Source organism: Winogradskyella sp. (assembly GCF_028282165.1).
In the GTDB taxonomy this organism is placed as follows: domain Bacteria; phylum Bacteroidota; class Bacteroidia; order Flavobacteriales; family Flavobacteriaceae; genus Winogradskyella.
Map to the genome: position 1 here is coordinate 26,142 of NZ_JANQIM010000041.1, position 13,383 is coordinate 39,524.

Here is a 13,383-nt window from a genome sequence, read left to right on the forward strand (position 1 = left end):
AGAGGATTGAACAGAAGAATAGATGATTGTTTTGTAATTAAATTACTCCATGTAAATGAGAACTTACCTGTCTATTTGAGTACATTATTGAACTTATTTTTGACCTTGCGATAGTTGTTTTTTCCCAGTACTGAAATCTTTGGTGATTACGGCACGATCATATTCTTCTCCTAAGGTAGTATAGGCTACATAGGTTAGCGTATTATTTTCAACAGTAATGACCTGAAAAAATTGAGTCTGTTCAGCTGCCTTATCCAGCTGGTAGCCCTGAGCAGAATATGCTTTCATTTGCGCTTTATCCAATTCGTATTGCTTAGGGCCACTAACAGATGTAACGTATATGGTACCTAGATTATCTGTGTTTTCAGAATCTGTAGTCCTCATTGGGACATGGCCTCTTGCATAAGTGTGGTCATGACCATTAAGCACTAGATCTACATTGTATTTATCAAGGAGTGGTTTCCAGTTTTCGCGAGCAAACTGAAAGTCGCGTCCCTTGGCAGGTGAAAAAATGGAATGATGGCAAGTAATGATTTTCCATTTGGCAGTGCAATTTTTTAATTGTTCCTCAATATGTTTCGTCTGTATTTCGAGCTCATCGTTAGAGTTAAGAACAATAATTCGAATATCTTGATAATCTACAGTATATACAGTTTCGTGTAATTTTGAATCTAAATTCTTTTCAATAGGTAAAGTGAATTGTGGTCGCCATTGGATAGAAAGCTTTCTCGATTCTCCTTTTTCCAAAGGCCTGAACTCATGATTTCCAACGACAGGTATTGCCGTCCATTGACTATGTATAAAACCACCTGCTTTATACCATTCAGCCCATTCGTGGTCTGTATGCGCATTATTTATTAGATCGCCTGCATGAACTACAAATGAGGCGTTTGGTGCTGTTTGGTAGGCCATACGAATTACCCTTGACCAATGATTTAAAACATCGTTCTGGGCATCACCAAAGTATACAAACTGGGTTGGTGCATAGGCTGTTTTTGCGGTGCGAAACTGTATCCACTCAGACCAATACTCATCACCATCACCATCACCGACACGATAGGCATACAAGGTATTAGGTTTTAGCCCATCAAATATCACACTATGGTAATTAACAAGCAACGATGCATTTGCTTTGTATAAACCTAGATCAAACTGTTCTGTAGTAGCATCCTTGGTAATTGCATCTGCGGTAAATTCTGAATTCTCTGTCGCTTCTGCGATTTGGGCAACAGCTTTCGTAATGTTTGTACTAGTACGCCATGTAACCGCCCGACGCGTAGCTGGATCGCCATGAAATGTTAATATTATTCTATCTGGATCTCTGCTCGGTATTTCCCAGTGATGAAGACCTTCGTGCTCATGTTGATGTTGAGCGTTAAGCGGGAATACTGAGAAAACTATTAAAACTGTGATATAAAATGCTAAATGATTAAAAGAAGTCATTATTTAATTTTTTTGGATAGCTAGTTAGTTAATACTATGTGAAAATAAGAATTAGTAAGCTATGTCTAGCCCGAAGGTTTTTTATGTATTGGTTAAATATTTGTAAAGTTATAAACGCAAATTGTATTTGTCAATTATGAATATAGAAAGTTGCAAACAAAAAAATTGATGTATCTCGCAAACGATTAGTTTTATTGAAGTCAACCGTTATGTTCCCAGTACGGTTTTAGCTTTAAAACTATCTTGGGTGATAATACCCACTCGAAGTGACATTGAATTATTTTTTGATGACATTTATTTTGAGCTTCGATGTCATAGTGTATAACAAAAACTAACACAATTATGAAAGCTAAAATTCAATCACTAATTTTTCTGGTTCTATGTTTTTTAATGGCATCATGTTCTTCGGATGATGATGGTAATGTAACCTTAACACCAGAGGGTAAATGGCTCGTTACATCACTTTTAATAGAATCTTCTTTTGATTTTGATGGCGATGGTAATGCATCTAGGGATATGTTTCAAGAAACGTCTTGCTACGATGGTAATAGTATTGAATTCTTTGATAACGATGAGGTAGAAATAGACGTAGATTTAGCTTACATTTTTATAGATGATGACAACCAGCACGATGTGGAATGTCAGAGTGGTTTTGGTCTTACGTCAACTTGGACACAAAATGGAAATACCATTACCGTAGTCAATGAGTTTAATGAAGATGATCTTACGGGAACAATTTCTGGCAATACCATAACACTTACAATTGAAGAGGGTTTTGAAATAGAATTCTATGATAGCGTAAATGATGCCATTATATATGTAGAAGAAGACTTTACCATTATATTCACTAAAATGTAAAGCTAAATCTGCTATAAAATATCTAGTATATCCCTCATACCTGCTGTTGCTGTTTTTGCAATAATCTTAATTTTGGAATTACGAACTATAGCAGGTTTGGGATCGATATAAAAAATACGAGTGTCTGGTTGCACATAATTAATTAAACTGGCAGCAGGATATACTTGCATACTCGTACCAATGATAAGTAAGATGTCTGCCGCATAGCAGATTTTTATGGCGATATCCATCATTGGTACATCTTCACCAAACCAAACAATATGTGGACGTAATTGGTAACCTTTTGCACAAGTGTCACCAAGATTAATATCTTCTGTCCAAACTTTGATATCTTTTGGGTTTCCGGTACTACGTACTTTTTTTAGTTCACCATGCAAATGTACCACATCGCTACTACCAGCACGTTCGTGCAAATCATCTACATTTTGTGTTACAACAGTAACTTTGTAATTGTCTTCCAAGGCTGCAATATCCTTATGGGCTTGATTGGGTTCTACCTCTTTCAGTTGACGACGTCTTTGATTGTAAAAATCTAAAACCAACTCAGGGTTTTGCCTAAAGCCCTCTGGGGAAGCTACTTTCATAACATCATGCCCCTCCCATAAGCCATCGTGGTCTCTAAAGGTTTTTACACCGCTTTCAGCACTCATGCCCGCACCTGTTAATACAACGACATGTTTCATTAATTTCATTTTTATGTTAAAAATAGGAATTAAAAGGTCATTGCTAGCATTACTGAAATCAAAAATATGTTTTGGTTAAAAGTATTTTGTAAAGCAATCTTTTGACTATTATGGCATATCAGTCTTAAATAGATGACTCTATCACTTTGTTCCTCGTAATAACATTCTGTATTTTTGGAATATGTCGGATTTAAAATTACTAGAATATTTAGAAACCTATCTTACCGAAAACCGTAAAGAACGTTTTAGGAAAGTATTGGCACAACGAACCAAGCATTTTACAGTAGCAACAGAAGATGTTTATCAGTTGCATAACACAAGTGCGGTCATTCGTTCTTGTGATATATTTGGCATACAGGAGGTTAATATTGTAGAAGAAATCAATGCTAAGCGCATCGATAGGGAAATTGCAATGGGAGCTCAAAAATGGGTAGATTTAAACCGTTACCATACCACCAAATCTTGTATAGACGACCTAAGGTCTAAAGGCTATCAAATTGTAGCAACGAGTCCACATGCCGATAATTACGATTTAATTGATTTTGATATTTCAGTAAAATCCTGTTTTTTCTTCGGAAGAGAAACGGAAGGGTTATCGCAACAGGTGTTGGATGAGGCAGATTCCTTCTTAAAGATTCCTATGTTTGGATTTACCGAAAGTTTAAATATATCGGTTTCTGCAGCCATTATTTTACAGCACGTCACTTCAAAAATGCGCAAGTCAGATATAAATTGGCAATTGACCGAAACGGAGTTGATCGAAAAACGATTTGACTGGATAAAGAAAACCATAAAAAATTACGATACAATTGTTAAACGCTATCAATCCCAACACTAATTTTTGTAATTTTAAGTACTAACTAAAAAATCAGAGTATTATGATGATTGTACTTTACATTGTCCTAGGGATTATGGCTATTTTTTTATTGCTCGTAATGGTTGCTCCAAAAACATATAATGTAAGCAGAAGCATTGCTATTAATAAACCAATTAATGAGGTTTTCAATTATTTAAAACATATAAAGAATCAAGACGAATGGTCACCATGGAAAAAGAAAGATCCAAATATGAAACAAGAGCATATTGGTACTGATGGCGAAGTGGGTTTTATTGCAAAATGGGAAGGCAATAAAGAGGTTGGAACTGGTGAACAGGAAATCGTTTCCATTAGCGAGAATAAATCCATAAATAGTCAACTGCGTTTTTATAAGCCATGGAAATCCCAATCAGATGCATATATAACTACTCGCGAACTTGATGCTATGTCTACAGAGGTCGTTTGGGGCTTTTCCGGTGTCAATAAACCGCCTTCAAACATTTTCTTTCTGTTTTTTAACATGGATAAAACGGTAGGAAAGGATTTTGAAGAAGGCTTAAGCGATTTAAAACAAATTTTAGAATCCCGATAAGGTGCAATCCCCTTGTCATTTTAACTAAATCAAGAAATTATGAAATGTGATGTTTATCTTTCCTTTGATGGCAATTGCGAAGAAGCGATGGCCTTTTACAAGGATATTTTTGATGGAGAATATATGATGGTAATGCGTTATAAAGATGGTCCACCAGAATATAGTAAACCAGAAATTGAGAATAAGATTATGCACGTCACCATGACCTTTGGTAATGGTTGCGAATTGAAAGCATCAGACGATTACTTTATGCCAATAAATAAAGGCAATAACTATCATGTTAGTGTAGCTGCTGATGATGAAGAACAAGGTTATGCCATTTTTTCTGGGTTAATGGAAGGAGGTGAAGTGGCCATGCCGTTTGAAGAGGTATTTTGGGGCGGAAAATTTGGAAGTGGAACGGATAAGTTTGGAATTCAGTGGATGGTAAGTTCACCAGATGAAAGTAATTAAATAAAGAGTAAAAAATGTAAATATATGATGGTAGGTTGGTTTGAAATTCCGGTTAATAGTATGACCCGCGCAAAAGCCTTTTACGAAGCGGTGTTTAAAATTGAAGTGAAAGAGGTTGATTTTGGTGGATTGAAGATGGGATGGTTCCCTCATGATGAAAGCGCTCATGGCGCTACAGGAACTCTTGTAAAACAAGAATCTTATGTACCTTGCCAAGATGGGACCTTGGTCTACTTTATGAGTGAGGATGTACAAAATGAATTGGATAGAGTAGAGGATGCAGGAGGAAAAATCTATCAAGGAAAAACCAAAATTTCTGATGAACATGGTTATATGGGGGTGTTTATAGATACTGAAGGAAATCGGGTGGCGTTACATTCAAATGCTTAGTAGCACTAAGCCTTGTCTTTCTTTTTCTTCTTTTTTCGCTCTTTGCTACGTTGAATCACTTTATATTCCTCGTAACATTCGCTGATGGCATCCAGTATTTGAAGATCGTTGGCCGTATTAATGAATTCTTTGGAATAGTTACACTGATTGACGATTTCATCTAAGTCGTATTTGGTAACCTGAAGTAAAACCATAAGCATTTCCCTGTCGAAACGTTTAGCGAGTTGGTTTCTTATTTCGTCATCTTCCTTGATCTTCTTGAGTTTTTGCATTTCGTTGGGCTTCTTGCCAAACATTTTATATAGGAAGTCTGCAGGATTAAATATGGCTCCCAACACTTTGGTAGCAATATTGGTTTTTCCGCCTTCATAAGCTTTACCGTATAAGCCAGAAATTCGGTATTGGTTACTGTTACGAATAGGGACTTGCTTCATATCTACTTCAAGATAGCCCGTGAGTTGTAAAGATTTTACGGTTACTTCCTCTAGGGCAAGCGCCAATTCGGTCATAACAATCTCGGTATTGCCATATTTTAACCAATCATTGGTAACCCTAACTTTAATGGATTTGTAGCCTATGTAAGAAAGGTGTAAGGTATCGTTGGCTTTGGCCTTTATTTCAAAGGCACCATCGTCATCCGTTGCGGTACCAACTACCTGATTGATATTCACAATATTTACTTCGCTCAGAGGCCCTTTGGTTGTAGAACTTTTAATAGTTCCCTTTACGGTTTCAGGCAATTTGGTGGCAGTACTGTCTTGACTATAGCTATGAACTGTAGTAACACATAAAAATATTGCTAGTAAATATCGCATTTGTTGTAATTACGTTGTAAAGTTAGTAAAGAAAACGGATTTAGTGCCTGCAATTCGTCGATTTGACTAAATATTAACAGCATTAGAACAAATTCTAAGCCAAAATGAATTCATCTCTCCTCAAAACAATAATTGTCTCATTTTCTTCGCGAGCGGCGAGGTCTATCAGATGTAGAGCGTCTGTTTCTCCTTGATTCACTAGATCTTCTTTTACCTGATCCTTCACTTCTTCTAGAGCGCCTTTCTCCTCTTGGTTTTTCGTCGCGATCTTTTTTACTGCGCTTTTTATCGCGTCTTCCACCAGTACTACGACCTCTATTCTCTGTAATTTCGACATTCACAAAACGACCGTTATATTTAAAATCGGTGAAAAATGTCAAGACCTTTTCTTGCAACTCTTTTTCAGTATTAAAAAATGAGAAACTGTCTTTAACATCGACTTTAAAAACATCATCTCTACCCAATTCTAGTACAGCCTTTAAAAAATCCTTTAGGGACATCCAATCAAAACCATCTTTACGACCTACATTAATGAAATAACGTGTTTCATCAGATGATCGCTCTTTACTGCTACTTTCATTTGATGCAGAAATGTTTAAATCCTTTGAATCCTTGTAATAGTTGAAGAATCTGGTAAATTCTACCGAGAAGAACTTCTTAATCAATTCTTCTTTGCCCGTATCTTCAAACAATTCGTTTATGCTATCAAGATATGTGTCAATTTCATGGTTTACTTCAGTATTGTGGACTTTATTGGCCAAGCTCATCAATTGCACTTCACAGATTTCCATGCCAGACGGTATGTCTTTCTTTTCAAATTGCTTTTTTATGATGCGCTCTATGCTCTTTATTTTTCGCACTTCACTTTTGGCCACAATCACCATGGACACACCAGTTTTACCAGCACGCCCAGTACGTCCAGAACGATGTGTATAGGTCTCAATCTCATCGGGTAATTGATAATTGATCACATGGGTTATATCATCAACATCAATACCACGAGCCGCAACATCGGTTGCTACTAGCATTTGAATTTGCTTGTTTCTGAAGGATTTCATCACCAAATCGCGTTGATTTTGACTCAAATCGCCATGCAAGGCTCCAGCACTGTAACCGTCTTCGACCAGTTTTTCAGCCACACGTTGCGTATCGCGCTTAGTTCTGCAGAAAATCACCGAGAAAATATCTGGATTAGCATCAGCTAAGCGTTTTAGTGCTAAGTAACGATCACGACCATTTACTAAATAGTATTCGTGAGACACCTGATTGGTACTTTCGTTTTTATTGCCAACGGTAATTTCAATAGGATCGTACATAAACTTTTTGGCAATGGAAGCGACTTCCCTCGGCATGGTTGCCGAAAATAGCCATGTACTTTTATCCATTGGGGTATGCGATAAAATATCTGTAATATCCTCGTAAAAACCCATATTGAGCATTTCGTCGGCCTCATCTAAAACACTGTATTGAATTTTTGAAATGTCAACCAATTTTCGACTAATCATATCCTTCATGCGACCAGGAGTGGCTACCACAATTTGTGCTCCTTTTTTAATCTGTTTAGCCTGCTCAGTAACACTAGCTCCACCATAAATAGCTACAACATTAAAACCTTTACAGTATTTACCATAAAGCTTTAACTCGTTGGTGATCTGTAGACAAAGCTCGCGCGTAGGTGAGAGGATAAGGCCTTGCGTGGTTCTGCTGTTAATGTCAATATTTTGTAGCATTGGAAACCCAAAGGCTGCTGTTTTGCCAGTACCTGTTTGTGCCAGTGCGACGAGATCACGTTCTTCGTCTAATAAAACCGGAATGGCTTTTTGTTGGACTTCACTAGGCGTTACGAAGCCTAAATCGGCAATAGCATGGAGAAGGTCTTCGTTAAGACCGAGTTCTTGGAATGTACTCATTCTTGTTTGTAATGTATGCGATAAAATGACGTTGTGTTGTATAAGAAGCGTATCGACATACATACATTTAACCCTAGCCTACTTCGCCGTAGTTGCCTTTAGGCTGTGAAGGCTGAAAACTTCTGATAACACCTCCTCACTCTGAGGACTTGGTGAAACTCAAATTTACAAAGCAAATTTTGTCAGTTCAACTTGAGTTTCAGGGCGCAAAGATAGACTTTTAATTGGATTTATAATTTCGATATACATATTAAAAAAAGCTGACTCGTATATTTTATACAAGTCAGCTTTTGATAAAAAAATGATTTTATGTCTAATGCAAAGGCAAAATGCTTTTTTCTAGAAAGCTTAATATGCTTTAAGAAGAATCACTTCTGCTGATACATTTTCATTAAACCTAGTCTTCTACATAAGTAAATACAGCCGTATAAGTGCTTAGCCCTGAATCTTCAGCTTCAATGGACGTTACGGTAGCAGATGTTGGATAATTTTCATCATCATAAACATAATTTGCATTGATGGTGTAAATGATCGCGCCTTCCTCGTTTTTGTAAATAATCTGTGATGGGTTGTTTACAGGGAAAAGCATTCTTGCCTGAACTATTTCAGGTAATTGCGGATTCATACTGAAATTTAATTCAACATCATCCATAACTTCAATAAGACCACCAGCCTCAAGTGTGAAAAAGTAGGGGTTGTGCTCATCATCATATGAAATGTCTGCAGTGTATACTTTAGTAACATAAGTATCGGTGTTAAAGTCATACTCTTCCTCATAGAATTCTATTGTTATAGGATTTCCATCGCCATCATAAGCTATAACATCTCCGGTTTCAAATGCATCATATGGAGATTCATATAATTCTTCAATGTTTAAGTTATCTCCACTACCAGAAATGTTAGTAAGATTGTCACTGTTATCGTAAACAAAAATACCAGTTTCCGAACCATCAGAGATAGTGCTTAATTGACCATCAGAAGTGTATGTAAACATAACTGTGGTATTTTCTAGAGGATCTTGAGCAGATGTAACCGCAATCGACTCGATTAATTTAGGTTGAACATTTCCGTTGGCATCATTAAATTCACCTGATGCTGTATCATCATCACCACAACTTAAAGTAAAAAGTGCGATACAAGAAAGTAAGACAAAAGAAATTAATTTGTTCATAATTGATTTAGTTTTGAGTTAATTAAACTGCAAAAATAATAAGAGCATTTGAAATAAAAAACAATATTAAGAGCTATTATGTCTAAAAGTCTAAGTTTTTGTCATATTCTCATTACTCCATCAGTATGACAATGAAATTCTTAAGTTTTATATCAAAATGGCAGTGCCAATTTAGAGAATTGCAATGAGTGCTGATATAGACTTCTAAGACCGAATTATTGATATCCCGCAGCTTTTATTTTTGAATAGCCTAAAATTAAACTGAATTTAAATACGCAATAAGCTTTGTTACTGCTTTTCCGCGATGCCCAATCTTATTTTTTTCTTCCAAAGAGATTTCAGCAAAGGTTTGCTCATAGCCATCAGCCTTAAAAATAGGGTCGTAACCAAAACCATCATTGCCCTTTTTTTCGGTCGTAATTTCTCCTTTGCAAATACCTGAAAAGGTTTTGAGTTGCCCATTAAGGTGTAAGGCAATAACCGTTTTAAACTGTGCTTTGCGAGATACTTTATCTTCAAGCGCTAATAATAGCTTGTTCATGTTATCATCGGCATTACGTTGTGGACCAGCGTAATGGGCAGTGTCCACTCCTGGTTCACCATTTAAAGCATCTGCTTCTAAGCCTGTGTCATCTGCAAAGCAATCGTAACCATAGTGGTCTTTTATATAGTTTGCTTTTTGTTGCGCATTGCCTTCTATAGTGCCAGTGGTCTCTGGAATCTCCTCGGTACAGTTAATATCGGCCAAACTAAGTAGCTTTATATGTTGAGGTACAAGGGATTGCACTTCTTTAATTTTATTCTTGTTATTGGTGGCAAAGACCAGTTGCATAGCGTGTGGATTTTCATTCAAATATAACGACATATTCACTAATTTTACCGCGAATCAATCAAATCATGAAAAAGTACCTCCCTGTCATTTTTGTTCTTGCTGTTATAAAATTTATAATTCAATGGTTGGGTAATCGCAACTATGGTTTCCATAGAGATGAATTGTTACATCTTTCTGTAAGTGAGCACTTGGACTGGGGCTTTATGGAGTTTCCGCCGTTTATTGCCTTTATAGGGAAGTTGTCCTATTGGTTGTTCGATTACCATTTGCTTGGCGTTAGGCTTTTTCCAACCCTCGCAGGTGTTGCCATTTTGATGTTGTGTTGTTTCATGGCCAAAGAACTAGGAGGAAAGTCCAGGGCTATATTTTTGGCAGGAATCTGCATATTGGCTTTTATACCGTTTTACCGAAACCATACCTTATTTCAACCAGTGGCTTTCGATCAGCTGTTCTGGGTACTTGGGTTTTACTTTTTGATTAAGTTTATTAATTCCAATAACAAAAAATTCCTCATTTTGGTAGGTATAAGCTTAGGTTTTGGTTTACTAAACAAGTACACCATGTTAGTTTGGGCCTTTGGGATATTTGTGGGCTTATTTTTTTATAAGAAAGCTGATTTATACAAGAATAAGTGGCTCTATATTTCAGGTATTGTCGCCTTTTTATTGTTTTTACCTAATATCATATGGCAGTTTAACAACGACTTTCCACTTGTGCGCCATATGCAACGCCTTAACGAAAGCCAACTTGAAGCTATAAGTCCATGGAAATTTATTTTAGATCAATTAGAAATGGCACCAATATTTATCATGTTTTTATGTGGGTTTATTGGGCTGTTTTTAAGTAAGAAACTAAAAACATTCAAGTTTTTAGGTATAGCTTGTTTAGTTATATTTTTCACCATGTGGTTGGCGGGAGCCAAGACCTATTATATTTTTGCTTTATATCCTGTACTATTTTCTGCAGGTGCTGTTTTTGTGGAGCACCTATTAGCAAAGCGCATCAGTTTGGTTTATGTAGTAGCAGCTATCGTCTTTTTACCGATGGTCTATTTTATACCAGAGGCTACACCTATACTACCTATTGAAAAATTTACTGCGTATAAAGGCTTAGAGGAAGTGGATGGACGTTATGAACTAACAGGTGATTATGCCGATATGTTTGGTTGGGAAGAACAAGTGCAATTGGTAGATAGTGTGTATCAATCCTTAAGCAAAAGCGAAAGAGAAAACTGCGTACTTTGGGCAGAGAATTATGGTGAAGCAGGAGCACTCAAAATATTAGGGAAGCGTTACGGTTTGCCTAATCCAATTAGCAGACATGGTAGCTTTTGGACTTGGGGATTTGGCAATAAAGATGCTTCCGTATGGATTAGTTTAGGTAATGAGCAGCCCTCGGTAGAACATGTTTTTGAAGATGTAGAATTGATAAAGATGATTACTCATAAATACGCTATCGATGAAGAACATAATATTCCGCTTTATATCTGTAGAAAACCAAAAGTAGATATTGAATTATGGTGGAAAGCCTACAAGCCTTATATTTTTGACTAGTTTTTATTTTATTGCCTTATCTTTATAAAAACAAGCTACGCTATGAGATTATTCTATGTATTAGTCTTAGTTTCCTATTTGTCTTTTTCTCAAACCACAGTCGAAAAAATAGACGGCAACTGGATACTTAAAGTCGATGGAAAGCCTTTTGATATAAAGGGAGCCACTTTCGGATATGATAATGATGTCGAGAACTACGATGCCTATTTCAAGGACTTAAAATTTTTGGGTGTCAATACCATTAGGACCTGGGCAACAGGTAAAAATACACCTCAGCTTTTAGATATTGCAGAACAGTATGGTATCAAAGTTATGGTTGGAATATGGATGCGCCATGGTAGACCTGGTATGGAAGACGATGACCATTTTGACTATTTGACTGATACCGAGGGCATGGAAGTGATGTATAAGAACGCTGTTGAAACAGTAGAAAGGTATAAGAGCCATCCAGCAGTGTTGACTTGGGGCATCGGTAACGAAGTATATCTCAATATGGCTACTGATGAAGAGAAACTCTCATATTCAAAGTTATTGGAGCGTATTTGTACTAAGATTAAAGCATTAGATCCCGACCATCCAATTACTTCCGTAGAGGCCTGGACTTTTGGTTTGGAGTGGTGGGAAAAATATGTTCCATCCATTGATATTTACGGACTTAATAGTTATGGGCCTGGTGCAGGATTTCTTCAAGAAGAATTAGATAAGCGAAATATCGATAAGCCCTACATCATCACTGAGTTTGGTGTTACTGGCGAATGGGATGCACAAGCAGATAAAAATGGTGTTAAGATTGAACCATCAGATACAGAAAAGTACGACGCTATTGCGAAGGGTTACAAAGAATGGATTTCGAATAAGCCCTCTTGTTTGGGCGTATATGTCTTTCATTACTGCAGTTTGAACAATTTTATGTCTCCTTGGTTGTTTACCCATGTCAACTATCTTAGACGACCTCAATATTGGGCCATAAGAGAAGCTTTTACAGGAAAAAAACCAGAAAACAATGTGCCCATAATTGAAGCATTTACTTTACCAGATTCAAAACATAATAGCGGTACATGGATTCCGGTAAACTTGAAAGTTTCCGATACCGAGAATGAGAAGTTAGATATAAGTTTTTATTACAATCAACGAACAGGAAGTCGAAAGCGACGCGATCAGATTAACCCTTTAAATTTCAGAGGTGATTTAAATAAAGGTTTTGAAATCGAATTACCTAAAGAACACGGTGCCATTAAGGTTTATGCTTATGCTAAAGATAGTTTTAATAATCTAGGTATAGCTTCAACTTCAATTATGGTTGAAGACAAAGACGCCAAGGCAAAAAAGTACCTTGTGCCAAAAGTTGAACTGCCATTTTATGTATATAAAGATAATGAGGGTCTGCCTTACTTGCCTTCAGGTTACATGGGCAATTATAAAGCCTTAAGTGTTGACCTCAACAACAGAAAAGAGGTGCATTCTGGTGAAACAGCTATAAAGATCAACTATTCGGATGAAAGTGGTTGGTATGGCATTGCATTTGTAAATCCAGCCAATGATTGGGGCGACATTTTAGGAGGCTATGATATATCTGGTGCAAAAACGTTTAGTTTTTGGGCAAAATCAAAATTCAGTGGCGTTGTTGTAAAACTTGGCTTTGGTTTAATAGATGAAGATAAACCATTTCCTGACACAGCTATAAAAGCTGAAGAGATTACTTTAACTTCCGAATGGAAAAAGTACAGTATCAAAATTAAAAAGGCAGATTTAAGTTGTATTCGTTCGGGCTTGGTACTTTTTGCCAATAGTTATGGTTATCCTCAGACGATTTATATCGATGAGGTTGTTTTTGAGTGATTCATAAAAGTTTATTTTAAACCACAA

Annotated in this window: 13 protein-coding genes; 7 read left to right on the plus strand and 6 right to left on the minus strand. The window is 36.6% G+C overall.

The genetic code is table 11. From position 1 onward, the window contains the following. Positions 1-93: 93 nt before the first annotated feature. Positions 94-1,443, minus strand: a complete 1,350-nt coding sequence (locus tag Q0972_RS15840; RefSeq protein ID WP_299367593.1) for an FN3 domain-containing metallophosphoesterase family protein — start codon at positions 1,441-1,443, stop codon at positions 94-96. 342 nt (positions 1,444-1,785) lie between these two features. Here Q0972_RS15840 and Q0972_RS15845 point away from each other — a divergent pair, with 342 nt between their 5' ends. Beyond that, on the plus strand, positions 1,786-2,301 hold the full coding sequence (locus Q0972_RS15845; protein ID WP_299367596.1) for a hypothetical protein: 516 nt from the start codon (positions 1,786-1,788) through the stop codon (positions 2,299-2,301). A gap of 11 nt (positions 2,302-2,312) precedes the next feature. Here Q0972_RS15845 and Q0972_RS15850 read toward each other — a convergent pair whose 3' ends face one another. Next, positions 2,313-2,984, minus strand: coding sequence for a Sir2 family NAD-dependent protein deacetylase (locus Q0972_RS15850; protein WP_299367598.1), 672 nt, complete (start codon positions 2,982-2,984; stop codon positions 2,313-2,315). Between the two features lie 181 nt (positions 2,985-3,165). On the opposite strand from Q0972_RS15850, the gene Q0972_RS15855 reads away from it, so the two are divergent. The 4 genes from Q0972_RS15855 to Q0972_RS15870 are packed head-to-tail and all read left to right on the plus strand — an operon-like array spanning position 3,166 to position 5,236. Then, positions 3,166-3,822, plus strand: a complete 657-nt coding sequence (locus tag Q0972_RS15855; RefSeq protein WP_299367601.1) for an RNA methyltransferase — start codon at positions 3,166-3,168, stop codon at positions 3,820-3,822. A 43-nt stretch (positions 3,823-3,865) separates the two neighbouring features. Continuing rightward, positions 3,866-4,393 (plus strand): SRPBCC family protein, encoded by a 528-nt coding sequence (locus Q0972_RS15860; RefSeq protein WP_299367687.1) that lies wholly within the window; start codon positions 3,866-3,868, stop codon positions 4,391-4,393. Between the two features lie 39 nt (positions 4,394-4,432). Next, the gene (locus Q0972_RS15865) at positions 4,433-4,846 is read left to right on the plus strand and encodes a VOC family protein (protein ID WP_299367604.1); all 414 of its coding nucleotides are present in this window, start codon (positions 4,433-4,435) and stop codon (positions 4,844-4,846) included. Positions 4,847-4,870: 24 nt separating this feature from the next. Beyond that, positions 4,871-5,236 (plus strand): VOC family protein, encoded by a 366-nt coding sequence (locus Q0972_RS15870; protein WP_367182410.1) that lies wholly within the window; start codon positions 4,871-4,873, stop codon positions 5,234-5,236. Positions 5,237-5,241: 5 nt separating this feature from the next. Here the strand turns inward: Q0972_RS15870 and Q0972_RS15875 are convergent, their stop codons facing one another. The 4 genes from Q0972_RS15875 to Q0972_RS15890 all read right to left on the minus strand — a co-directional run bounded on the left by Q0972_RS15875 (position 5,242) and on the right by Q0972_RS15890 (position 9,964). Further along, the gene (locus Q0972_RS15875; protein WP_299367607.1) at positions 5,242-6,051 is read right to left on the minus strand and encodes a carboxypeptidase-like regulatory domain-containing protein; all 810 of its coding nucleotides are present in this window, start codon (positions 6,049-6,051) and stop codon (positions 5,242-5,244) included. 137 nt (positions 6,052-6,188) lie between these two features. Further along, positions 6,189-7,961 carry a DEAD/DEAH box helicase gene (locus Q0972_RS15880; RefSeq protein WP_299367610.1) on the minus strand — a complete coding sequence of 591 codons (1,773 nt, stop codon included), beginning with the start codon at positions 7,959-7,961 and terminating at the stop codon, positions 6,189-6,191. A gap of 397 nt (positions 7,962-8,358) precedes the next feature. Further along, positions 8,359-9,132 (minus strand): hypothetical protein, encoded by a 774-nt coding sequence (locus tag Q0972_RS15885; RefSeq protein WP_299367614.1) that lies wholly within the window; start codon positions 9,130-9,132, stop codon positions 8,359-8,361. 256 nt (positions 9,133-9,388) lie between these two features. Beyond that, positions 9,389-9,964 (minus strand): non-canonical purine NTP diphosphatase, encoded by a 576-nt coding sequence (locus Q0972_RS15890; protein ID WP_299367693.1) that lies wholly within the window; start codon positions 9,962-9,964, stop codon positions 9,389-9,391. Positions 9,965-10,029: 65 nt separating this feature from the next. Here Q0972_RS15890 and Q0972_RS15895 point away from each other — a divergent pair, with 65 nt between their 5' ends. Together Q0972_RS15895 and Q0972_RS15900 are read left to right on the plus strand one after the other, a co-directional pair. Then, complete coding sequence (locus tag Q0972_RS15895) at positions 10,030-11,517, plus strand: glycosyltransferase family 39 protein (RefSeq protein WP_299367617.1); 1,488 nt, start codon at positions 10,030-10,032, stop codon at positions 11,515-11,517. A gap of 42 nt (positions 11,518-11,559) precedes the next feature. Further along, complete coding sequence (locus tag Q0972_RS15900; protein ID WP_299367620.1) at positions 11,560-13,356, plus strand: glycoside hydrolase family 2 TIM barrel-domain containing protein; 1,797 nt, start codon at positions 11,560-11,562, stop codon at positions 13,354-13,356. Positions 13,357-13,383: the final 27 nt, after the last annotated feature.

Coding starts and splice junctions, on each gene's coding strand:
- Q0972_RS15840 (WP_299367593.1), bottom strand. CDS start 1,443: ATGACTTCTTTTAATCATTTAGCATTTTATATCACAGTTTTAATAGTT.
- Q0972_RS15845 (WP_299367596.1), top strand. CDS start 1,786: ATGAAAGCTAAAATTCAATCACTAATTTTTCTGGTTCTATGTTTTTTA.
- Q0972_RS15850 (WP_299367598.1), bottom strand. CDS start 2,984: ATGAAACATGTCGTTGTATTAACAGGTGCGGGCATGAGTGCTGAAAGC.
- Q0972_RS15855 (WP_299367601.1), top strand. CDS start 3,166: ATGTCGGATTTAAAATTACTAGAATATTTAGAAACCTATCTTACCGAA.
- Q0972_RS15860 (WP_299367687.1), top strand. CDS start 3,866: ATGATTGTACTTTACATTGTCCTAGGGATTATGGCTATTTTTTTATTG.
- Q0972_RS15865 (WP_299367604.1), top strand. CDS start 4,433: ATGAAATGTGATGTTTATCTTTCCTTTGATGGCAATTGCGAAGAAGCG.
- Q0972_RS15870 (WP_367182410.1), top strand. CDS start 4,871: ATGATGGTAGGTTGGTTTGAAATTCCGGTTAATAGTATGACCCGCGCA.
- Q0972_RS15875 (WP_299367607.1), bottom strand. CDS start 6,051: ATGCGATATTTACTAGCAATATTTTTATGTGTTACTACAGTTCATAGC.
- Q0972_RS15880 (WP_299367610.1), bottom strand. CDS start 7,961: ATGAGTACATTCCAAGAACTCGGTCTTAACGAAGACCTTCTCCATGCT.
- Q0972_RS15885 (WP_299367614.1), bottom strand. CDS start 9,132: ATGAACAAATTAATTTCTTTTGTCTTACTTTCTTGTATCGCACTTTTT.
- Q0972_RS15890 (WP_299367693.1), bottom strand. CDS start 9,964: ATGCAACTGGTCTTTGCCACCAATAACAAGAATAAAATTAAAGAAGTG.
- Q0972_RS15895 (WP_299367617.1), top strand. CDS start 10,030: ATGAAAAAGTACCTCCCTGTCATTTTTGTTCTTGCTGTTATAAAATTT.
- Q0972_RS15900 (WP_299367620.1), top strand. CDS start 11,560: ATGAGATTATTCTATGTATTAGTCTTAGTTTCCTATTTGTCTTTTTCT.